Origin of the sequence: Nonomuraea sp. NPDC048916, assembly GCF_040649575.1 — a bacterium.
In the GTDB taxonomy this organism is placed as follows: domain Bacteria; phylum Actinomycetota; class Actinomycetes; order Streptosporangiales; family Streptosporangiaceae; genus Nonomuraea.
The window spans coordinates 231404-253046 of record NZ_JBEZFS010000012.1 but is presented as its reverse complement, the minus strand read 5'-3'; the positions used below and the strand labels follow the sequence as shown (position 1 = coordinate 253046).

Genomic DNA, 21643 nt, shown 5'->3' with positions numbered 1-21643 from the left:
TCACGCCTCCGTGAAGCCGCGGGCACGCCCGCCCGCGGACTCACGGACCGCCGCGGCGACGGCGGTGGCCACGTCGGGGTGGAAGACGCTGGGGATGATGTAGTTGGGGCCGAGCTCCTCGGGCGTCACGACGGCGGCGAGGGCTCCGGCGGCGGCCAGCAGCATCTCCGAGGTGACCTCGGTGGCCTGCGCGTCGAGGAGGCCGCGGAAGACGCCGGGGAACGCCAGCACGTTGTTGATCTGGTTGGGGTAGTCGGAGCGCCCCGTGGCCACCACGGCGGCGTGCTCGCGGGCGTCGTCGGGAGACACCTCGGGCTCCGGGTTGGCCAGCGCGAACACCACCGCGTCGGGGGCCATCGCGGCGATGTCGTCGCCCGTCAGGATGCCCGGCGCGGAGACGCCCACGAACACGTCGGCGTCCTTGACCGCGCCACGCAGGTCGCCGGCGTAACCCTGGGCGTTGGTGTGCTCGGCGATCCACCGCAGCGAGTCGTCGAGGTCGTCGCGGCCCAGGTGGACGGCGCCGAGGTAGTCGCAGACGATCACGTCGCGCGCGCCGGCCGCGAGCAGCAGCCGCAGCACCGCCGTGCCCGCGGCGCCCGCTCCCGCCATGGTGATCCGGACGCTCTCCAGCGGCTTGTCGACCACGCGCAGCGCGTTGGTGAGGGCGGCGACCACGCAGATGGCGGTGCCGTGCTGGTCGTCGTGGAAGACCGGGATGTCGAGCAGCTCGCGCAGCCGCCGCTCCACCTCGAAGCAGCGGGGCGCGGAGATGTCCTCAAGGTTGATGCCGCCGAAGCCGGGCGCGATCAGCTGGACCGTGCGGACGATCTCGTCGACGTCCTGCGAGTCGAGGCAGATGGGCCAGGCGTCGATGCCCGCGAACCGTTTGAACAGCGCCGCCTTGCCCTCCATCACCGGCAGCGCCGCCTCGGGCCCGATGTTGCCCAGCCCCAGCACCGCGGAGCCGTCGGTGACCACGGCGACCGTGTTGCGCTTGATGGTCAGCCGCCGGGCGTCCTCCTTGTTGCGGGCGATCGCCATCGACACCCGCGCCACACCCGGCGTGTAGGCCATGGAGAGCTCGTCGCGGTTGCGCAGCGGCACCTTCGACACCATCTCGATCTTGCCGCCGAGGTGCATGAGGAAGGTGCGGTCGGAGACCTTGTGGATGACGACGCCGTCGACGCCCTCGAGCTGGTCGACGATCGCCTGGGCGTGATCGGTGTCCCTGGCCGCGCAGGTGACGTCGATGCGGAGCCTCTCGTGGCCTGCGTTGGTGACGTCGAGGGCGGTGACCACGCCGCCTGCCGACTCTACGGCGTGGGTGAGCTGGCTGACGGCCTTGCCGCCTGCCGACACCTCCAGCCGCACAGTGATGGAGTACGACACACTCGGGACGGTCGCCACGTCAATCGCTCCTTCGGGCCTGACCAAGAAGTCCTCCTATCGTAGGGGGAACTCAGGTCAGCCCAGAGCCTCGGCCGCCGTCACGATGAGCTGGACACACACCGGCACGGGAATGCTGGTGCTGTCGATGACCAGGTGATAGAGCCCGGGGTCGGCGGCGTCGGCCCGGTAGAAGTGGCGCACGTAGGCGGCGCGGGCGCGGTCGTTGTCCTCGATGAGGCGGCGCGCCTCCCGCTCGCCGAGGTCTCCGAGCGTGGCGGTCTGCCGCACCCGGCGCTTCAGCGGCGCGTCGAGCCTGACGTGCAGCGCGCCGGGATGGCCGGCGAGCACGATCGCCCCGGCCCGGCCCAGAAAGACGCCGCCCTGCACGCGGGCGGTCTCCTTGAGCATGTGCTCGGTGCGGCGGACGAAGTCCTCGGGCGCGTGAGGCAACACGCCCGGGACGTACATGTCCACGCCGCCGAAGGTGACCGTCGGCAGCCGCATCGCACCGGAGAGCAGCCTGCCGAGGCCGTGCTCGGCCCGGTCGTCATGGGCCAGCGCCTCCTCGAGCGTGCAGCCGAGCTCCTCGGACACGGCGCTCGGGATGGCACGGTCGACGAAGGGCACACCAAGTCGCTCGGCGACCGCCGGGCCGATGAGACTGCCCGCCGTGCCGTAGGTCGCGGAGATCGTGACGACCCGCATACACCCAGGTTAGAACAGCGCGCTCGACAAAGCTCTACGCGCTTTGGCCAGAGACGGGTCTTCGGCGGGAAGCGCCTCGAACAGCCCGAGCACATGACGCCTGGCCTTGTCACGCTCGTCACCCGAGGTGCGCCTGACCACGGCGATGACACGGTCGAACGCCTCGTCGACGGCCCCGGACAGCATCTCGAGGTCGGCCGCGAGCAGCTGCGCGTCGATGTCGGCCGGGTCGGCCAGGCGCCGCTGCACGTCGGCGGGGTCGGCGTCGGCGGTGCGCTTGATCAGGCCGACGCCCGCGAGCCCCATCCTGGCGTCCTCGTTGCCCGGCGCCCGGGCCAGCAGCCGCTCGTAGGCGGCCTGGGCCGCGTCGAGGTCGCCCTCGTCGATCGCCTGCTCGGCGGCCACGAGGTCGGGGTCGGCCAGCGGGCCCTCGGGGGCCTCCTGGTCTCCCGCCTGGGGGGTCGGCCTGGCGTCGGGGTTGGCCTCGTAGAACTGCTCGACCGCGGCCATCAGCTCGTCGAGCCAGCGGCGCACCTCCTGCTCGGGCAGCACCTGCTGGAAGCCGGTGACGGCCTGCCCCTGGAAGATCGCCAGCACGGTCGGCACCGCCTGCACGCGCAGGGCCTGCGCGATCTGCGGGCTGGCGTCGACGTTGACCTTGGCCAGGACGGCCCTGCCGCCGGTCTCGCCGATCACCTTCTCGAGCACGGGGCTGAGCTGGGCGCTGCCGGGTGCCCGCGGCGACCAGAGGTCGAGCACGATGGGCACGGTCATCGACCGGTCGATGACGTCGGTCGTGAAGGTCTCCTCGGTCACGTCGACGATCGAGGCCGAGGAAGCCGCCTGGGGCCCTCCCGTCTCTCGCCGGGCCTGCGCCTCCAGTGCCTGCTTACGGGCGCCCAGATCGACCGCTCCGTAGAGCGACCCGGGCCTAGAGAAGTCAGCCATGCTCCTCATCTTGCCGCATCGCGAAGTCACCCGCCGCCACCCGCAGGGTGCGCAGCTGGTCGAACATCTGCCGCAACTCGTCCTCGTCGTACATCGTGAGCCCGAAATCGGCGGCCATCAGGTCGGCGGTCGCCTGCCGCACGGCGTCGCGACCGGCGTCGGTGATCTCGGCGAGCACGCCGCGACCGTCGCGCGGATTGGGCATCCGGCGCACCAGCCCCGACCGCTCCAGCCGGTCGACCGTGTTGGTGACGCTCGTCGGATGCACCATGAGACGCTCTCCGATCTTCGACAAGGGGAGCGCCCCGGTTCTGCTGAAGGTCAACAACACGAGAGCCTCGTACCTGGCGAAGGTCAAGTCGTACGGCTTCAGGAGCGAGTCAAGTTGCGACAGCAGGATCTGATGCGCTCTCATGATCGAGGTGACGGCGGCCATCGCGGAAGCGGGTCCGAAGCGGGCACGCCAGGTCTGAGCAGCGCGGTCGATGGGATCGAACGGCAGGTTGAGAGGCTTCGGCACTGACACAGCGCTACCGTAGCGCGCCGCTCGTCCCGTTTAGACTGGTTACTCTGAGCGATCGGATTCGCTACTTGACCAAGAATGCGGACGTGAAACATCACGCTCAGTTATGGTTCTCGCATCGAAAGGTGACGCGGAAGCCAAGTTCACCGGCGGTGGGGACCTGCCCGGACTGATCGTTTCCGCTTTACCAACGGGGCACGGGGGGTGCTTGATGAACGTCAACGGGGTAACGCGTGCCTGAACACGTGGGTGTCTCACGCGAGGAGCTGAAGCAGAGCGCGGCCGTCACGGTCGCCGTGCTCCTGGCGCTCGGCCTGGTCGCTGCGTGGAGTGTCCTGATCCCAGGCGTCGACGCCTGGGAGAACATCGTGGCCGCGGTGATCGGATCGCTCCGCCTGACCGGGCCCGTGGCGGCGGCCTTCGCCGCGTGGGTGGCCCTGCGCAAGCGCAGGGCGCTGGGTGACCGCTGCCTGACGGCGTGGCGCGCGCTCAAGGCGCCGCTGGCCATCGTGCTGGTGGTGCTCGGCTCGTTCGCCGCGACCGTGCTGGTGCTCGCCGTCAAGACCGTGCTCACCGAGCAGTCGGGCCGGCTCAGCCTGCCGGGGCTGGGCGTCGGCATGGCGGGGCTGGCGCTCTACTCGGTGATCGGGTGGGTCGCCGGCTGGCTGGCTCCCCGCGCCGTCACGCCGCCGCTCGCCGGGCTGTGCTGTTACGGCCTGTTCAGCTGGCTCGCCGACGGCCGCGGCTGGGCCGACCGGCTGGCTCCGGGCACGGGCGAGCCGTACGACCTGTTCCAGGGGCTGAGTGGCGCCGCGTTCCTCAACCAGACGATCTGGCTGCTCGGCATCACGGCGGCGCTGCTGCTCGGCTGGACGGCGCTGGTCACCAAGCAGGCGCTGGTGCTGGCTTGCGCGCTGCTGGCCGTGCTGGCGGCGGGCACGGGGGTGGCGCGGCTGCTGGCCGAGCCCAAGCCGGCCGCCGCGCAGGAGATCGCCTACAGCTGCCAGGACTGGCCGATCACGGTCTGCCTGCACCCCGGGATGCGCAGCGGCCTCACCGAGCTGGGCGCCACCTTCACCAAGATCGCCTCCCGGCTGGCGGGCACCCCCGCCGCGTTCACCCGGGTGGAGCAGCGGCCGCTCGAGGAGAACCTCAAGCCGTCCACCGGCCTGGCGCCGATCCACGTGCGCGACCTGTCCGCCGGCTTCGCCGACCAGGCGTCCTACGAGTACGTCGAGTCGCTGGCGGCCCGCTGCCCCGGCACCCCGGCCGACGGCTACCGCGAGATCGTGATGGCCTGGCTGCGCGGCGAGCCGCTGCCGGGCGGGCCGCTGCCCGACCACCAGTACGCCGCCGCCTGGTTCTCGGGGCTGAGCGAGCACCAGAGGCGCGAGTGGCTGGGCATGTTCTACAGCGACTTCCAGGCCTGCAAACTGTCGAGCACCCACTTCGGCGGCGGCCCCGCCCAGGCGCCCGCGCCCGCGCCCCCGTCGGGGGGCGGTTCCTCGCCGGTCTACCCGGTCTACCCCGGCCCCAGCGGCAACCCCTCACCGACCTGGGGACCACAGATGTCACCAAATGGCTGGCAATGATGATCCATGCTCGGGTAGTCAACACCGCATGAAGACAACCCGGACGGAGCCTGTGGCGGAGACCCCCCGACGGCGCCGCAAGTGGCGATATCTGGCGGGGTTCCTCGTCGTGGCGATCCTGCTGGTGGTCGGCGGACGCCTGGCCTGGAGCTGGCTCGACCCCTTCGGCGAGCAGACGGTCGACCGGAGTCAGCCGGTGCTCCTGCAGTCGCTCAAGGACCTGAGCCGGTTCGAGGCGGCGACCGGCAACTTCCAGGTCGTGGTGGACCTGGAGAAGGACGCCAACTTCCTGCCCGACGCGGTCAAGGGCAGCCGCACCCTGTTCGTGGGCGCGGGCGGCGTGGACGCCTACGTCGACTTCTCGACGATGGCGAACGGCGCCGTGACGGTCAACGCCGACCGCACCGAAGCCACCATCCGGCTGCCTCGCGCGCAACTCGAGAAGCCCAACCTGGACAACCGGCGCTCCTACGTCTTCGCGCAGCAGCGCGGGCTGCTCGACCGGGTCGAGGACTTCCTGTCGTCCTCACCCGGTGACCAGCGGGAGTTGTACGTGCTGGCGGAGAAGAAGATCGCCGAGGCCGCCACCGCCAGCGACCTGCGAGCCAGGGCCGACGCCAACACCAAGGCCATGCTCGAAGGGCTGCTCAGGTCGCTCGGGTTCAGCAAGGTGACGGTGAAGTTCGCCGACGAGCTCTGAGGCCCCCGGGGCCCCCGATCAGGCCGGGACGCGGATGATCAGCGCGTCTCCCTGGCCGCCGCCGCCGCACAGGGCGGCCGCGCCCAGGCCGCCGCCCCTGCGCTTGAGCTCGTGGGCCAGGGTGAGCACGATGCGCGCACCCGAGGCGCCGATCGGGTGGCCGAGCGCGATGCCGCCGCCGTTGACGTTCACCTTGTCCAGCGGCAGGCCGAGCTCCTTGGCCGACTGGACCACCACGCCGGCGAACGCCTCGTTGATCTCGACCAGGTCGAGGTCGCCGGCCGCCAGCCCCTGCTTGCCCAGGGCGTGCTTGATGGCGTTGGCCGGCTGCGACTGCAGCGACGCGTCGGGGCCGGCGACGTTGCCGTGCCTGCCGATCTCCGCCAGCCAGGGCAGGCCCAGCTCCTCGGCCTTGGCCCTGGACATGACGACGACCGCGCAGGCGCCGTCGGAGATCTGCGAGGCGGAACCGGCCGTGATCGTGCCGTCGGCCGCGAACGCGGGCCGCAGCCTGGCGAGCGTCTCCACGGTGGTGTCACCCCGCACGCCCTCGTCCTCCTTGACGACCAGCGGCTCGCCGCGCCGCTGCGGGATCTCCACCGGCACGATCTCGTCCTCGAAGGCGCCGTTCTTGGCGGCCGCCGCGGCCAGTTGGTGGGAGCGGGCCGATACGGCGTCCTGCTCCTCGCGGCCGATGCCCAGGCGGGTGTTGTGGCGCTCGGTGGACTCGCCCATCGCGCACTGGTCGAAGGCGCAGAACAGGCCGTCGTGGGCCATCGAGTCGACCACCTCGGAGCCGCCGTACTTGACGCCCTTGCGCAGGCCGGGCAGCAGGTGGGGGGCGTTGGTCATCGACTCCATGCCGCCGGCGACCACGATGTCGAACTCTCCCGCGCGGATGAGCTGGTCGGCCAGGGCGATGGCGTCGAGGCCGGACAGGCACACCTTGTTGATGGTGATCGAGGGCACCGTCATCGGGATGCCGGCCTTGACCGCCGCCTGGCGGGAGGGGATCTGGCCGGCGCCCGCCTGGAGCACCTGGCCCATGATCACGTACTCCACGGCCTCGGGCGCGACACCGGCACGTTCCAGGGCCGCCTTGATGGCGATGCCGCCCAGGTCGACGGCCTGCAACCCGGACAGGGAGCCGAGCAGTTTGCCGATCGGGGTGCGTGCCCCTGCGACGATGACGGAACCAGACATGGCGGCCTCCTGTGCCCACGGGGGATTCTTTGACACCATACCTACGTGCAAAAGGACGTTAGCAAGGGAGGTAGGCCACATATGTTCATGCGCATCGATCACATCGGGATCGCCTGCCACGACCTCGAGGAGAAGATCGAGCTGTTCTCTGGAACGTTCGATCTGACCGTGGTGGCCCGTGAGGTGAACGAGGAGCAAGGCGTCAAGGAGGCCATGCTCCACATCGCCGACGGAGAGGGCGGCGGCTCCTACATCCAGTTGCTCGAACCCCTGTCGGAGGACTCCCCGGTGGGGAAGTTCCTGGCGAAGCGCGGCGAAGGGGTTCATCACGTGGCCTTCGGAGTGCCCGACGTCGCCAAGGCGATGGATCAGATCGGGGCGAAGGGCGTCAGGTTGCTCGACGAACGCCCGCGGCACGGCTCGATGGGGTCGGAGATCGCGTTTCTGCACCCCAAGGACGTGGGAGGAATGCTCACGGAGCTGGTCCAGGCGGCCCGGCCCGCACAAACCTAAAAATCGTTCATATGTAACTAGTCACGCAGAAAGTTGGACGGGGCCTCGGAGTCGGCATCGGCGGAGTACGCTGGCTTTCCACCGGACAAGGGGCCTGCCGCGAGGCACAGGCTCCTGGCTCTGATGCCCCGAACCCCCCGTCCGGCCCGTGTAGCCGTCTCGACAACCCAGGATCGAGCCTCCATGCAGTCCGACATCGACGCCCAACTCAACAACTTCTTCGAAGACGCCCCGGCACGCGAGTTCGACGTGGTGCTCCGCGGTTATGATCGCCATCAGGTCCATGATCATTTGAAGCAGCTGGACGGCGAGCTACGACAGGCCCGCGAGCAGGTCACCGGCCTGCAGCGCGACCTGTCCGACTCGCAGCGCCAGCTCCAGGAGCAGGAGCGCCCCACCTACTCCGGTCTGGGCGCCCGCATCGAGCAGCTGCTCAGGCTCGCCGAGGAGCAGGCCACCGAGCTCGTCCAGGCCGCCAGGTCCGAGGCCAACGAGATCAAGGCCGCGGCCAAGGTCGAGGCGGCCGACCTGCGGGCGGCGGCCGAGGCCGAGGCGGCCGAGAAGCGTGCGCAGGCGACTCGCGAGAGCGACGAGATGCGCACCAGCGCCGAGCGTGACGCCGAGGAGATCCGCTCGACCGCGCGCCGCGAGGCCGACGAGCTGACCAACACCACCGAGCGCGAGGCGGCCAAGCTCCGCGCCACCGCCAACCACGAGGTGGCCGAGAAGCGGGCCGACGCCGAGCGCGAGATCGCCAAGCTGCGCACGACGACCGAGCGCGAGGTCGCCCAGCTTCGGGCCTCGACCAAGCGCGAGCGCGACGAGGTGCTGACCACCGCCAAGCGCCAGGCCGACGAGATGCGGGCGCAGGCTCAGCGGGTCCTGGAGGAGTCCGAGGCCAAGCGGGCGCAGGACGAGGCGGAGTTCGAGATCCAGCTGGCGTCCCGGCGCGAGGAGGCGGAGCGCCAGGAGGCGGAGCGCCACGACAACGCCCAGGCCCGCACCCAGAAGCTGGTCGACGAGGCCGAGCAGCGCGCCGCGACCGCCGAGACGAGGGCCACGAAGGCCACCCAGCAGGCCGACCAGACCCGCCGCGAGGCCGATCTGCACGCCAAGCAGCTGGTCGCCAACGCTCGCAAGAACTCCGAGCAGATCGTGGCCGAGGCCAAGTCGAGCGCCGAGACGATAGTGACCGAGGCGAAAAACGAAGCCGAGCGCACCCGCAGCTCGATGCAGCGCCAGGTCGACGAGCTCACCCGCCAGCGCGACAGCATCACCAGCCACCTGGCGCAGCTGCGCCAGCTGCTCGGCGGCGCCGCGCTGCCGGGCATGGAGCCCGAGCCCGCGGTGGTCGCGGCCCCGCCGAAGCCGGCGATCGCCGCACCCGCCAACGACAAGCCGGCCACGCCGGCGCCCGCTCCCAAGCCGGCGGCCAAGGCCGAGGACGACGCGGAGTGGTGGCAGGAGTAGCCAGCAAGCCACTACGCGGGGGCTGATAGACGGCTGAAGAGAGCCTGGTGACCTTGATGGTCGCTAGGCTCTCTTCCTGTTGCCGCGGCTTACGGCGTTCGTCGCGGTTTCACCCCCCGAGTCACCAGGAGTCTCCCGTGTCCGCAGAAGTCGAGCCCGCTCCAGCCGAAGGCGAAGCTCCGGCCGAGGGCACTGCTCCGGCCGAGGGCACAGCCCCGGCGGAGAGCACAGCCCCGGCGGAGAGCACAACTTCCGCGGAGAGCACGACTCCCGGAAGGGCCGGTGCCGGCGGCGCGCCGTACGGGCTGCCGGGGAAACCGCTGGCGCGCGGCCCGTTCCTGTTCGGGCTGGTCGGCGGGCTGGGGGTGCTGACGGCGATCGCGATCGCGCAGATGGTCGTCGCCTCGCTGCACGTGATCATCCTGGTCGTGGTGGCGATGTTCCTGGCCGTCGGGCTGAACCCCGCCGTGGAGGCGCTGCAGCGGCGCCGGCTGGGCAGGCGCGGGGCGATCTCGATCGTGTTCGCCGGGGTCATCGTGGCGTTCGTGCTCTTCGGGCTGGCCGTGGTGCCGCCGGTGAGCAAGCAACTGGCTGAGTTCGTGGCGGCCGTGCCCGGCTACGTCACCGAGCTGAGCAACCATCCGACGCTCCGCCGGCTGGACGCCGAGTATCAGATCCTGCCGAAGCTGGCCGCGTTCGTCACCGGCACGCTGGGGCCCGCGCTGGCCACCGGTGTCGTGGGGGCCGGGCTCGTGGTGCTCGACGGCATGTTCACCACGGTGACGCTGCTGGTGCTCATGCTGTACTTCCTCGGCTCACTGCCCACGATCAAGGACTACCTGCTCAGGCTGGTCCCGGCCTCGCGGCGCGATCGCACCCGCGGGATCGCCGAGGAGGTGCTCGACGGCATCGGCGGCTACGTCGCCGGCAACGTCCTCATCTCGGTCATCGCGGGCGTGCTGGCCTGGATCTTCCTGTCGATCATGGACGTGAAGTACGCGCTGGCGCTGGCCCTGGTGATCGCGCTGACGGACCTGATCCCGCTGGTGGGCGCGACCATCGGAGCCGTGCTGGTCTCGGGCGTGGCGCTGCTGCAGTCGGTGCCGGCGGGCCTCGCCTGCGCGATCTTCTTCGTGATCTACCAGCAGGTCGAGAACTACCTGATCTACCCGCGCGTCATGAAGCGCTCGGTGGACGTGACGCCGGCGGTGACGGTCATCGCCGCGTTGTTCGGCGGCGCTCTGCTCGGCATCGTGGGCGCCCTGGTCGCCATCCCCGTGGCCGCCGCGATCGCCCTGATCATCCGGGAGATCGTGCTGCCTCGCCAAGCCCGGTACTGAGAAACTCCGCCACCGCCGCGTTGAACGCCTCGGGCTGCTCGACCGCGCTGAGGTGACCGGCCTTCGGGATGATCTCCAGCCTGCCGTCGGACGCGGCGCGCACCATCGCCTCGGCGTCGACCGGCGTCGTGAGCTCGTCCTCCTCGCCCACCACGACCAGCAGCGGCACCTCGAGCGCGGCCAGCGTGGCGAAGGAGTCGGGCCGGCCCGCCATGGCCCGCTGCGCCCAGGCCACCGCGCCCGGCGGCGCCGACTGCACGAGGCCCTTGACCCGCCCGAACACCATGGCCCGGCGTTCCTTGGTGGTCGGCCCGATGAGCGCCGGCAGCACGTCGGTGAGCAGCACGTCGCTGCCGCCGGACAGCACGGCCTGCGCGATGCGCTCGCGGTTGTCGCGGGCGGGCCGCGGGTCGGGCCCGGCCTTGGTGTCGGCCAGGATGACCCCCAGCAGGCGATCGGGGTGGCGGCGGCAGAACGCCATCGTGACGTAGCCGCCCATCGACAGGCCGCCGACCACCGCCCGGTCGACGCCCTCGTCGTCGAGCAGCCTGGCGACGTCGTCCGCCATCAGGTCGACGGACGGCTCGTCCTCGCCCAGCCGTGAACCCCCGAAGCCGCGCAGGTCAGGGGTGATCACCCGGCACGACTTGGCCAACCCCTCCCGCTGTGCCAGCCACATGGCCGAGGAGAGCGGGAACGCGTGGAGCAGTACGACCGGGAGTCCGGTCCCGGTTGATCTCGTGTAGAGCTGCACGACCACACGGTAGCCCTGTTCCCCGCGACAATCACTCCACGACGTATGCCGATATACCCCCAATGCGCCGACCAGTTCTCCAGAAAACGCCTCCCGCCCGAGGTCATCCGGCGGTCGCCGTCATCCCGCCGTCGACGAAGAGCACCTGTCCGGTCATGTACGCCGAGGCGGGCGCGGCCAGGAACACGGCCGGATGAGCCATCTCCTCCGCGCTCCCCCACCGGTGCATGGGCACCCCCGCGATGGTCGACGCGCTGGCCGCCTCGTCGTCCCAGAGGTTGCGGTTGAGGTCGGTGGCCGTCCAGCCGGGGCACAGCGCGTTGACCCGCACGCCGGCCCGCGCCCACTCCACGGCCAGCGACTTGGTCAGCGCGACCACGCCCGCCTTGGCCGCCGCGTAGGGAGCCAGCAGCGGCGCGCCCAGGGCCGCCGCGGAGGCGACGTTGATCACGGACCCGGCGCCCCGTTCGAGCAGGTGCGGAGCGACCGCGTGGCACACGGCCATGGCGGAGTCGAGGTTGAGCCGCATCAGTTTGTCCCACCCGGACAGCCGCAGGTCCTTGAACTCGACCAGGAAGTTGGACCCTCCGGCGTTGTTGACCACGATGTCGAGCCGGCCCAGCGCGTCGATCGCCCCGTGGACGGCGCCGGCGGCCTGGTCGCGATCGGTGAGGTCGGCCGGGATCACCACGGCCTCCCGGCCGTGCGCCTCGACCTCCTTGGCCACCTCGGCCAGTCTCGCGGCCGACCGCGACACGAGCGCCACGTCCGCGCCCGCCTCGGCGTAGGCGAGCGCGATGGCCCGCCCGATCCCCTTCGACGCCCCGGTGACCAAGGCCTTCTTCCCGCTGAGATCGAACGCGCCCACAGTGTCCTCCTCCGGCTAGAACCGAACAAGATTCTATGGACTCGCGCGCCCGCGACGCCATGCCCCGTGCGCGACGAACGGCGCGGGGCAGGATGCCCCGCGCCGTTCCCCGCGAGCCGGGTCACAAGCCAAGCCGGATCACAAGCCAAGCCGGGTCACAAGCCGAGCCGGGTCACAAGCCGAGCCGGGTCACAAGCTGAACCGGGTCACAAGCTGAACCGGGTCAGACGTCGAGCCGGGTCAGAAGAAGAAGCCGAAGAAGTCGTCCAGCCCGCTCTGGTCGATCCAGCGGGTGACGCGTGCCCCGGTTTCAGCGACAGTGCCCGTTCTCGTATGTGGCGGCTCCAGTTCCCATGGCTTGTAGTCCTGCCTCTGCAGCTGACCGGAGCCGTTGGGGTTGACCGGTGGCCGCCCGTCGGGGTACATCCGGCCGTCGCGGTAGACGGTGATGGATCTGGTCTGCTGGGTCTGGCCGTTGATGTTGTACACCTGCCCCTGCCTGACGGGTGCGCGACCGGCCCTGGGCGGTATCTCCCGCTGGGCCGCCCGCTGGCTGGTCGGCCGGTGGGCGGGCCGCTGCCGGGCGACCCGGTCCGGAGCCCTGCTCGCGCGCCTGCTGCGGGCTCGCTGGGCGGCCCGCAGGCGCTTGGTGTTCTTCGCCAGCTGGCGGCGCGCCTTGGCGGCCCTGCGCTTGGCCGCCTCGGCGGCGGCCTTCTTGCGCATCGCCTCCGCCTTCTTCTTCGCCTCGGCCGCCTTCTTCCGCCTGGCCAGCTCCGCCGCCTTCTTCTTGGCCTTCTCCCGGGCCTTCTTCTTGGCCGCCGCGAGGGCTCTCCTCTTGGCCAGCTCCGCGGCCTTCTTCCTGGCCAGCGCGGCGGCGCGTTTCCTGGCCAGCGCGATGGCGGCGCGCCTGGCCGCGGCCAGGGCGAGCCTCCTGGCGATCACCTGGGCCGCGACCCTGACCCCGATCGCGACCACGAACCAGACGAGCTGCCCGTCGGCGTCGCTCATCGTGACGGGGCTGTTGTTCGCGTAGGCGTAGCCGTTGAGCTGCTGCGGATCGTCCTCGGCGATCACGGGGTCGACGGACAGGAACCGCCCGTTCCTCGCGTCGTACTCGCGGGCGCCGAGGTGGACGAGCCCGGTCGACGGGTCCTGCCCGCCTCCGACGAACCCGCGCCGGCCGGGCCACCACGGCGGTGGAGCGCCGCGGTCCTCGCCGAACGGCGTCGTCCTGCGTACGGCCAGGTCGCCGTTGCCGGCGTTGACCGCGGCCTGGGCCGTGCCCTGGTGGTCGGAGACCAGGAAGTACACCTGGTTGTCCGGAGTGCGCACGGCCACCGCCTGGCCGCCGATGGTGTAGTAGCGGGTGGCCTCGACGACGTCCTTGGCGACGTCGAACCTCAGCTCCATGTCGTCGATGTAGAGGGTCGAGTCCGTCGGCGTCCTGCGGAGCAGCCGGTCGCCGTCGGCGTCGTACAGGAAGGAGGTGACCTTGCCCGCCTCGGTCACCGACTGGAGGTTGCCCTCGGCGTCCCAGACCAGGGTCTGGTCGGTGGCTGCGACCTTGCGCCTGGTGGTGTTGCCCACCGCGTCGTAGGCGAAGGTGTCCGTGCCGGCCGACAGCGCGGCGTGCGGCTGCTTGGCGCCGGCCGCGGGATAGGTGTAGGAGCGGACGGACTCCGCGCGCCCGCCGAACGCGTGCTTGGTCTCCTTCGTCCGGTTGCCGGTGGAGTCGTAGGCGTAGCTCGTCGCGTACGGCGCGACGCCGCCGATGCCGTCCGGCTGCGGGGCGCCGCTCGCGCAGCCATCGGTGGCCGTCCATGCCGAGGTCAGCCGGCGCAGGTGGTCGTAGGTGAAGCACTGGGTGTCCCTGGACTGCCCGCCTACCATGTCCGTGATCTTGGTGATGTTGCCGGCCGGGTCGTAGGTGTAGTTGAGGTCCAGGTCGGCCGACGCCGCGCCGTCGCGGTCCAGCCGGCTTCGGGTCAGCCGGCGGGTGGTCTCGTCGTGGGTGAAGGTGAGCCAGGCCTTCTTGCCTCCGGTGCTCAGCTCGTGCTGGAGGGTCTCGCCCATCTTGGAGTAGCGGGTCGCCGTGACGTACGACGACAGGCCGGTCACCTTGGTGGGCTGGCTGAGCCCGTCGTAGGAGTAGACGACCGACTCCGCCTCCAGCCCGCCTGCTGCCGGGAAGCTGATGGACTGGACCTGGTCGTCGAGGGTGTAGCGGGTGTTGAGCACGTACGACCCGGCCAGTTTGCCCTCACGGGCCGGGATGGTGACGGTCTGCCGCAGGGTGCGGTATTGGGCGTCGATCGCGTTGATCTCGGCCTTGTACGCCTGGCCGTCCACGTAGCGGATGCCGGCGTTCAGATGCCCCTTGGCCAGCGCGTCGTACTTCCACTCGGCCAGCAGCGGACCGTCCGTGGAGCCCTCGCGCAGCTCCCGCTTGCGGCCGAGGTCGTCGTAGACGTACGCGAGGGTCATGCCCCGGGCGTCGGTGGTGGTGGCGATCTCGTCGGCGTCGTTGTAGGTGAAGGTCGTGACGCCCTTGTCCGGGTCCTCGGTCCTGATCGCCCGGCCGCGCATGTCGTAGTGGTAGCGCCACACGTTGCCCGCGTGGTCGGTCACACTGGCCAGCCGGCCCGCGTCGTCGTAGGCGTATCTGGTCGCCTCGTACTCGCCGGTCGGTGTGGCCCCCTTGTACTGGCGCAGCTCGACCAGCCGGTCCTCGGCGTCGCCGATGCTGGTGGTGGCCGTGCCTCCGGGCGGCGGCGTGACGTCCACCCGGTCGCCCTTGTGGGTGGCCGAGGCGCGCCACTTCTCCACGCCCTTGGCCAGCAGGACCTGCGCGGTCAGCTCGCCGGTGCCGTCGTAGACCGCGGCGAGCTGGCTGGGGACGTCCGCGTCCGCCACCCCGAGCAGGTCGGTGGACGGCACACCGGGGCTGAAGTAGCCGCCGTTGGACTTGGCCACCTCGCTGAAGGAGTTGTAGAAGGTGTCGGTGATCGTGCGCCCGTCGCGCAACGCGGGATCCTGCGTCTGGTCGTCGCGGGGCGCGGGCTCCTGGGTCTGGCGGGGGCGCAGCAGGCCGTCGTACAGCTCGTGGCTGGTGGTGTAGGCGCCGTCCGCCCCGAGGGTCCTGGTGGTGACGACGCTGGGACCGTCGTCGCGGGTCAGGTAGGAGTACTCCGTGTTGGGCGACTGGCCGGCCCCCTTGCTGCGGTCGCTCTGCCACACCTTGACCAGGCGGCCGAGCGCGTCGTGCTCCATGTCCGTGCGCCGGTTGTTGGCGTCGATCTCGGCCACGGGCTCGCCCCAAGCCGGCTCGATGAAGGTGCGCTCCTCGTGGCCGAGGGGGTTGGTCTCCTTGATCTCGGTCGCCGGGGCGCCCGACGCCGGCGTGTAGGTGGTGGTGACCTTGGTGCCGACCGAGTCGGTCTCACTGGTCATCCGCCCGTACGCGTCGTAGGTCCGGACGGCGTCGTCGACGGTGGCGCCGTCGCCGGACACGACCTCCTGGACGGTGGTGACGTCGCCCTTGACCGGCGCCTGCCCGTACGGCCGGCCGTCGTAGTGCACCCGCTCGTCGGAGAGCACGTCGGTGGCGGCCAGCGTGGCCATGCCGGTGCCGCACCCGGCGGCGACCTTGTGGATCCTGCTGGTGTAGTCGAGCATCCAGCTCGCCGGGTCGCGGACGTAGGTGTAGCGCGTGCACTGGTCGTCGTCGGCGGTCGCCAGGTCGCCCTTGTCGTCGACCTGGGTGAGCAGGCCGTACTCGTCGAAGGCCCGCTCCTCCCCGGTGCGCCGCCACGTGCCGCCGCCCAGGGCGGTACGGGTGACCATGGACTTGGCCTGGACGATGTGCGCCGCCTTGGTGACGCCGCCCTGGGTGGACTCCGCGGTCTTGAGCGACCACGGCTCCTCCGTCATGGCACTGACGATCACGCCGCCGTCGCCGTCGTAGAGGATCTCCTCACGCTCGAAGCCGCTCAGCTGATCGTGGTCGTCGAGCTTGCGGCCCTCGCTGTCCTCGACCTGCGCGCTGCGCTGGGTGCCGTCGGCCAGGCGGTCGCCGTTCATGCCGCGGAAGTACCTGAACTCCGTGAGCCGGCGCCTGCCGTCCTGCCCGTCGCCCTCGCGGACCCGGACCCTGCCGAACCCGCGCCAGTCCGCCCAGGTGCGGTGCTCGGGCTTGACCAGGATGTTGTCGGCGTAGTGCCAGGCGGCCCCGTCGAGATACTCGTAGTCGGTGACCACCGCCGGCGACCCGGCGACCCGGTCGATCTCGAGCGTCTGGGCCACCACGTACTTGTGGAACCAGTCCGTGACCTCGGGCTCGTTCTCCGGCGCCCACCGCTGCGGGAAGCAGCGCCGCGTGTTGCGGTCGGCGGCCGGCAGTTCGCCCGGCAGGCAGTCGGCGGGAGCGTAGTTGACCCGGAGCTGCCCGCCGGTCTCGTTGTTCACCGCCTGGACCCGCCATTTGACCAGCGGCGCGCGGCCCTCGTCCGCGTCGACCCGGTTGGGAAGCTGGACGCCGCTGAACGTGATCCCGGGCAGCGTGATGGTGCCGCCCACATGGCCGCTCTGCTGGATGGACGCCAGCCACAGCGAGGGGCTGAGGCCGTCACCCGTCGCGGGGAACGCGTGCGTCAGCGTCCAGGAGTCGACGGCGCAGTACGGCTGGCACCTGGTGGAGTCGAGCACCTGGGTGGTGATCTTGGCCAGCCGCTTGCGGGAGAAGAACGTCGGCGACAGCCGGTCGGTGCACTTCTCCCCGGCGTTGCAGATCTGGTCGAAGGGGACGTCCGGCCAGTGGCTCGCGGTGTCCTTCTTGAGCTGGTCGGGCGCGCAGGTGACGGCCCCGCCCGGGACGCACCGCTCGGCGACGTCGAACAGCACCCGGGCCGCGGGCGACCGGGTGAACAGCTCACCCTGCAGGTAGCCGTAGTCGATCCGGGTCAGGTGGCCGCCGCGGACGTAGACGGTGCCCTGCTCGGGCTTCATGTCGCGGCCGTAGTAGTTGCTCTCGGTCTCGTACCAGTAGGTGGTGGCGTTGCCGTGGGTGTCGACCGCGAGGTCGAGGTTCCACCGGTAGGCCTGCTGGCACCAGGCGGCGGTCCTGTCGCTCTTGTAGCAGGGCTCGCCGCTGTTGTTGCCGAACACCGGCGTCGTCCAGGTCGACCTGGTCTCCGGCTTGCCGGTGGCCCATCCGGGCAGGCGGTTGAGGCCGAAGGTGTACTGGGTGCCCTCCTCGTCGGTGACCCGCCAGTACTCGCCGTCGTTGTCGCCGTTGACGGCTCCCTTGAGGTACTCGACCCGGGTCCCGTCGTCACGCTTGGGCCGCCACTGCTTGGTCGTGGCGTCCTTGACCAGCTCGACGGCCGAGTTGCCGAGGGCCAGGGTCGCGTTCTCCTGGTCCCAGCACAGGTCGCCGGTCTTCTTGCCGTCGAGCATGCACGACTTGTAGCGGCGCTCGATGTAGCCGCCGGGGCTCAGCTCGAAGCCCTCTCCCGCCCAGGACGGCTGGTTGTTGGTGGACGCGGTACGGCCGTCCACGCTCTGGGAGGAGTACGAGAGCGACATCTCCGGCTCGTCGTCGCCCAGCGCGGGCGGTGAGCGCAGGCCATAGGACCAGGTGAAGTCGCCCGACTGGGTGCCGACGCTCCAGTCGGCCGAGGGCGCGAGCGAGGTCGCCGCGTGGTCGCCCGACGGCCCCGAGGGCGCGGCGGCCAGCGCGTACAACGCGGGCAGCTCGACGTCGGCGGTCAGCGTGCCCGCCTTCGCGTCGTTCCGGCCGGGCACCGGCACGGGAAGCGGGCAGGCCGTCCCCGGGGCCGTCGCGGCGGCGTTCAGGGCGCACTCGTCGAGCCGCACCAGCCGGAGCCTGGTGCCGTAGTCGCCGCCGAAGGCGTGGCGGAATCCGGAGTAGTCGATCCGCAGGCGGGTCCTGCCGCGCTCGGCCGCGAGTCCCTGGCCGGGCGTCACCCGCATCGCGAGGCCGAGCCGGGCCGCCTGCGTGGCGTCGAGCAACTCGACGCGGACCCGCTCGGGCGCCGACGCCTTGACCGACGCCGCCTCCGATTCCGAGCTCGACCCCGTGGCCGACTTCTTGCTCGACTTCTTGGCCGGCTCGTCCGGCTCGGCGAGCCGTACCGGGAAGCCGGCGGTCAGGGTCCGGGCGGCCGGGTCACCGGTCGTGGACAGCTCGACCGCCTGCGGTTTCGGCCAGGCGACGCCCGGCGGAGCCTTCCAGGCGTGTTCCTGGGCCGGATCGGCCTCCCGTGGCAGCACCGGGACCGGCTTGCCGCGGACCGGGGTCTCGTTGCGCACGGCCGGGGCGGTGGCCGGTGCGGCGCTCGCGGGCACGGCAGGCGCCAGCGGCAGGACGACGACGACGGCCAGCAGAGTGGCCAGCCGTCGTGGCCACGGCGACTGGCGTACGGGCTGCTCCTGAAAACGATTCCAGTAGGACTCTGGCAGGTCTAACTCGGTCGGCACATCCATGCGAACCTCACCCGATCAGTCGAAGGGGCTACTGGGCGGCCAGTTGGGAGATCTGTTCGGCGCTGAGCACGCCGTCGCACGCGCGGACGTCGTCAGCGGCCCCTGGCCAGTGACCGGTGAAGGCGCCCGTGTCCTTGAACCGGCCCACCTGCAGCGGGCCGGCCGCGTTCCACAGACTCACGTGATCGGTGACGGTGCCGGCGGACAGCCGGCCGTTGACCGAGCAGGAGGCCGGCGGCCCGGGCCCCCGCGTGCCATCCGGGCGAGCGGCTCGCTCCCCCCACCCGAGAAGTGCAGGTCGACCGCCGTCGCGACGGGCGCGACCGGGCCGTCGTCCTGCCGGGCGACCGCCCCGGTGTGTTGATGTCGCGTGTCGGCGGCGGCGCCCGAACGATCGCCGGGCGCCGCCGTTAACGCGCCCGCCGACACCGCCGCCACCAGCCCGCGAACCACCCGCATGCGCCCACGCCCCTGCCGAGCTGGGATGCCGTACGGGTCAGCGACCGCACCGGCGTCTCCACGATCTTCACTTGACACTCGGATTGTGACTCCGGCAAAGCCATCCGTCCATACGCGAATGGCATATCTCGTCAGAGGCAGGTTCGGTTTGGAAAAAATCGCCGGCGGCACGCGTACCGGTCAGTAGAAGATGTCCGCCGCGCTCAGACGTGGGTGGGAAGCGGATAGGCGGCCGGGTTGACCCGCTTGACGATCTCGTTCAGGACGACGCGCACGTACGGCTCCCCCACCCACAGGTGCTTGGCCCCGTCGACCCCGATGACCTCGGCCTGCGGCACCCGGGCGAACCGCCGGCGGGCTTCCTCGGGCCGCAGGTAGTCGTCGAACTCCGGCACCAGCGCCACCAGCGGCCGGCCGAAGCGGGCCCAGGCGTCGAGATCGTCGTCGGAGGCGCGGCGCAGCGGCGGCGACAGCAGGACGGCGCCCTCCACCGCCGGATCGTGCGCCCACTTCAGGGCCAGCTCGGTGCCGAAGGACCAGCCGACCACCCAGATGTGCGGCAGATCGTGGAATTCGGCGTATTCCAGGGCCGCCGCCACGTCGTAGCGCTCGCCCTCACCCTTGTCGAAGGCGCCCTGCGAGGTGCCCCGGTCGGACGACGTGCCGCGGGTGTTGAAGCGGAGCACCGCCAGGTCGGCGAGGGCGGGCAGCCGGTTGGCGGCCTTCTTGTAGAGGTGGCTGTCCATGAAGCCGCCGTGGGTGGGCAGCGGATGCAGGGTGACCAGCGTGGCCACCGGCGGGCGGTCAAGGGGTCGGGCCAGCTCGCCGACCAGGGTCAGGCCGTCGCCGGTGTGCAGCTCGATCGGCTCTCGCCGGGCGGGTAGCTCCGTCGCCGCGCGGATCTCCACGAGGGTCCTTTCGGTCGTCAGTAACGGCTGCGGCCGGGGCCGCGGTCAAGTCTCTTGCGCCAGCAGGCGCGGTGCCAGTGGCGGCGCTCCTCGTCGCCGCCGGCCCAGTTGGGCCAGCAGACGAGGTGTGGCTGGCCGGCGGAGATCTCCTGGTCGCAGCCGGGGCACCGGTAGCTCTTGCCCGAGGTCGCGCCCGTCAGCATGCGAACCTTCCACTCGCCGTCGGGCCATTCCTCGACCCGGTCCGTGCCCTGGGGGAAGGCGACAGGGCGGGAGGGCTCCCTGCGGCGGGCACGACGCGGGCTCATGGCCGGGGGAAGGCCGTCATGCCGGCGGTGACCAGGTGGTCGAGCAGCGGGGCCGGAGCGAAGGCGGGCTCGCGGTATTCGGCGTAGAGCGCGCGCAGCCCGTCGCGGACCCGGGCCGGCCCCAGCGACTCGAGCATCTCGAACGGCCCGGCCGGGTAGCCGCAGCCGAGGCGCATGGCTGCGTCGATGTCCTCGATCGAGGCGTAGCCCGAGTCGTGCATCCGCACCGCGTCGTTCAGGTAGGGGTAGAGCAGCGCGTCGACCACGAACCCGGCCCGGTCCTTGCACGGCACCGGGGTGCGTCCGATGGCCGTCATCAGGCCGGCGGCGGCGCGGGCGGCCTCGGGCGAGGTGAGCGCCGTCGCGGCCAGCTCGGCCACCTGGTCGCCGACGAGGTGGACACCCACCAGCGCGGAGGGGCGGCGCAGGCGTACGGCGTGTTCGACCACCGGGCGGTCGGAGAGCCGGAGCAGCACGTCGGGATCGCCGGACGCGGCGAACCCGGCCTTGACCAGCTGCTCGGCGATCGAGGAGGTGTCGTCGCCGTCGACGCCGAAGGTGATGTCCGCGGTCCGCTCCGGCTCGGCCGGCCCGGTCTCGTCGCCGTAGAAGCCGCGGCCGGTCTTGCGGCCGAGCAGCCCGGCGGTGACCAGCTCGCGCAGCAGCGGCGCCGGCGCGTGGCGGCGGTCGCGGGTCTCGTCGAACAGCACGCCCATGACCTCGTAGGCGGTGTCGAGCCCGATCAGGTCGAGCAGCGTGAACGGCCCCATGGGCAGGCCCACGCCGAGCTTCATCGCCGCGTCGATCTCGTCGCGCCCCGCGAGGCCCAGGTCGAGCAGCACGGCGGCGTGGTTGAGGTAGGGCAGCAGCAGCCGGTTGACCACGAACCCGGCGCGGTCGCCCACGGCCACCGGCGTCTTGCCGAGTCGTACGGACAGCTCGGAGATGCCGGCGACCACCTCAGGCTCGGTCACCACGGTGTCCACGACCTCGACCAGCCTCATCACGGGCGCCGGGTTGAAGAAGTGCATCCCGATCACCCGGCCGGGACGCCCCGTCGCGGCGGCGACGGCGGTGACCGACAGCGAGGAGGTGTTGGTGGCCAGCACCGTCTCGGGCTTGCAGATCCCGTCGAGGTCCTTGAACAGCGACACCTTGTAGTCGAGGATCTCGGGGATCGCCTCCACCACGAGGTCGGCGTCGCGCAGGTCGTCGCGCGAGGTGGTGAGCGTGATGCGGCCGAGGATCTCGTCGCGCTCGCCGCCGGTCAGCTTGCCCCGGTCGACCGCGCGGCCGGTGGAGCGCTCGAGGTGGCCGCGCCCCCTGGCCAGCGCCTCCGGATCGGCCTCCACGCCGATCACCCGCAACCCCGCCCGTGCGAAGACCTCCGCTATGCCGGCGCCCATCGTGCCGAGCCCGACCACTCCCACCATTTCAAACACCATGTGTCCAGTTT

General features: G+C 71.2%; 17 protein-coding genes. 5 read left to right on the top strand and 12 right to left on the bottom strand.

Annotated features, from left to right (window positions below):
• From AB0C16_RS15130 to AB0C16_RS15115, 4 genes are read right to left on the bottom strand one after another with little or no spacing between them, the layout of a single operon-like run.
• Entirely contained in the window at positions 1-1410 is a 1410-nt protein-coding gene (locus tag AB0C16_RS15130) for an NAD-dependent malic enzyme (protein ID WP_357682834.1), read from the bottom strand.
• Positions 1411-1467: 57 nt separating this feature from the next.
• Positions 1468-2097, bottom strand: a complete 630-nt coding sequence (locus tag AB0C16_RS15125) for a cytidylate kinase-like family protein (RefSeq protein ID WP_357682832.1) — start codon at positions 2095-2097, stop codon at positions 1468-1470.
• Between the two features lie 9 nt (positions 2098-2106).
• Positions 2107-3045 carry a tetratricopeptide repeat protein gene (locus AB0C16_RS15120; protein ID WP_357682830.1) on the bottom strand — a complete coding sequence of 313 codons (939 nt, stop codon included), beginning with the start codon at positions 3043-3045 and terminating at the stop codon, positions 2107-2109.
• A complete protein-coding gene (locus AB0C16_RS15115) occupies positions 3038-3565 on the bottom strand; it encodes a MarR family transcriptional regulator (protein WP_357683058.1) in 528 nt (175 codons plus the stop codon). The genes AB0C16_RS15120 and AB0C16_RS15115 overlap by 8 nt, the downstream gene beginning before the upstream one ends.
• A gap of 236 nt (positions 3566-3801) precedes the next feature.
• Between AB0C16_RS15115 and AB0C16_RS15110 the strand changes: the two genes are divergently transcribed.
• On the top strand, positions 3802-5160 hold the full coding sequence (locus AB0C16_RS15110) for a hypothetical protein (protein WP_357682828.1): 1359 nt from the start codon (positions 3802-3804) through the stop codon (positions 5158-5160).
• Positions 5161-5188: 28 nt separating this feature from the next.
• Positions 5189-5860 (top strand): DUF4230 domain-containing protein, encoded by a 672-nt coding sequence (locus tag AB0C16_RS15105; protein WP_357682826.1) that lies wholly within the window; start codon positions 5189-5191, stop codon positions 5858-5860.
• 18 nt (positions 5861-5878) lie between these two features.
• On the opposite strand, the gene AB0C16_RS15100 is transcribed toward AB0C16_RS15105, so the two are convergent.
• Positions 5879-7063 (bottom strand): acetyl-CoA C-acetyltransferase, encoded by a 1185-nt coding sequence (locus AB0C16_RS15100; protein WP_357682824.1) that lies wholly within the window; start codon positions 7061-7063, stop codon positions 5879-5881.
• Positions 7064-7144: 81 nt separating this feature from the next.
• On the opposite strand from AB0C16_RS15100, the gene mce reads away from it, so the two are divergent.
• The 3 genes from mce to AB0C16_RS15085 all read left to right on the top strand — a co-directional run bounded on the left by mce (position 7145) and on the right by AB0C16_RS15085 (position 10386).
• Positions 7145-7576, top strand: a complete 432-nt coding sequence (gene mce / locus AB0C16_RS15095; protein ID WP_357682822.1) for a methylmalonyl-CoA epimerase — start codon at positions 7145-7147, stop codon at positions 7574-7576.
• Positions 7577-7759: 183 nt separating this feature from the next.
• Positions 7760-9046 carry a DivIVA domain-containing protein gene (locus AB0C16_RS15090; protein ID WP_357682820.1) on the top strand — a complete coding sequence of 429 codons (1287 nt, stop codon included), beginning with the start codon at positions 7760-7762 and terminating at the stop codon, positions 9044-9046.
• Between the two features lie 137 nt (positions 9047-9183).
• Positions 9184-10386, top strand: a complete 1203-nt coding sequence (locus AB0C16_RS15085; RefSeq protein WP_357682818.1) for an AI-2E family transporter — start codon at positions 9184-9186, stop codon at positions 10384-10386.
• Here AB0C16_RS15085 and AB0C16_RS15080 read toward each other — a convergent pair.
• The 7 genes from AB0C16_RS15080 to AB0C16_RS15050 form a co-directional block, all read right to left on the bottom strand.
• Complete coding sequence (locus tag AB0C16_RS15080; RefSeq protein WP_357682816.1) at positions 10346-11140, bottom strand: alpha/beta fold hydrolase; 795 nt, start codon at positions 11138-11140, stop codon at positions 10346-10348. The genes AB0C16_RS15085 and AB0C16_RS15080 overlap by 41 nt on opposite strands.
• 103 nt (positions 11141-11243) lie before the next feature.
• Positions 11244-12008, bottom strand: coding sequence for a glucose 1-dehydrogenase (locus tag AB0C16_RS15075; RefSeq protein ID WP_357682814.1), 765 nt, complete (start codon positions 12006-12008; stop codon positions 11244-11246).
• A 240-nt stretch (positions 12009-12248) separates the two neighbouring features.
• Positions 12249-18512: an RHS repeat-associated core domain-containing protein gene (locus AB0C16_RS15070; protein WP_357682812.1), complete on the bottom strand. Its 6264-nt coding sequence runs from the start codon at positions 18510-18512 to the stop codon at positions 12249-12251.
• A 28-nt stretch (positions 18513-18540) separates the two neighbouring features.
• The gene (locus AB0C16_RS15065) at positions 18541-18693 is read right to left on the bottom strand and encodes a hypothetical protein (RefSeq protein WP_357682811.1); all 153 of its coding nucleotides are present in this window, start codon (positions 18691-18693) and stop codon (positions 18541-18543) included.
• A gap of 481 nt (positions 18694-19174) precedes the next feature.
• A complete protein-coding gene (locus tag AB0C16_RS15060; protein ID WP_357682809.1) occupies positions 19175-19879 on the bottom strand; it encodes an alpha/beta fold hydrolase in 705 nt (234 codons plus the stop codon).
• Between the two features lie 17 nt (positions 19880-19896).
• Positions 19897-20187, bottom strand: coding sequence for an ATP/GTP-binding protein (locus AB0C16_RS15055; protein WP_357682807.1), 291 nt, complete (start codon positions 20185-20187; stop codon positions 19897-19899).
• The gene (locus AB0C16_RS15050; protein ID WP_357682805.1) at positions 20184-21632 is read right to left on the bottom strand and encodes a 3-hydroxyacyl-CoA dehydrogenase NAD-binding domain-containing protein; all 1449 of its coding nucleotides are present in this window, start codon (positions 21630-21632) and stop codon (positions 20184-20186) included. Before AB0C16_RS15050 ends, AB0C16_RS15055 begins: the two co-directional genes overlap by 4 nt.
• Positions 21633-21643 lie beyond the last annotated feature (11 nt).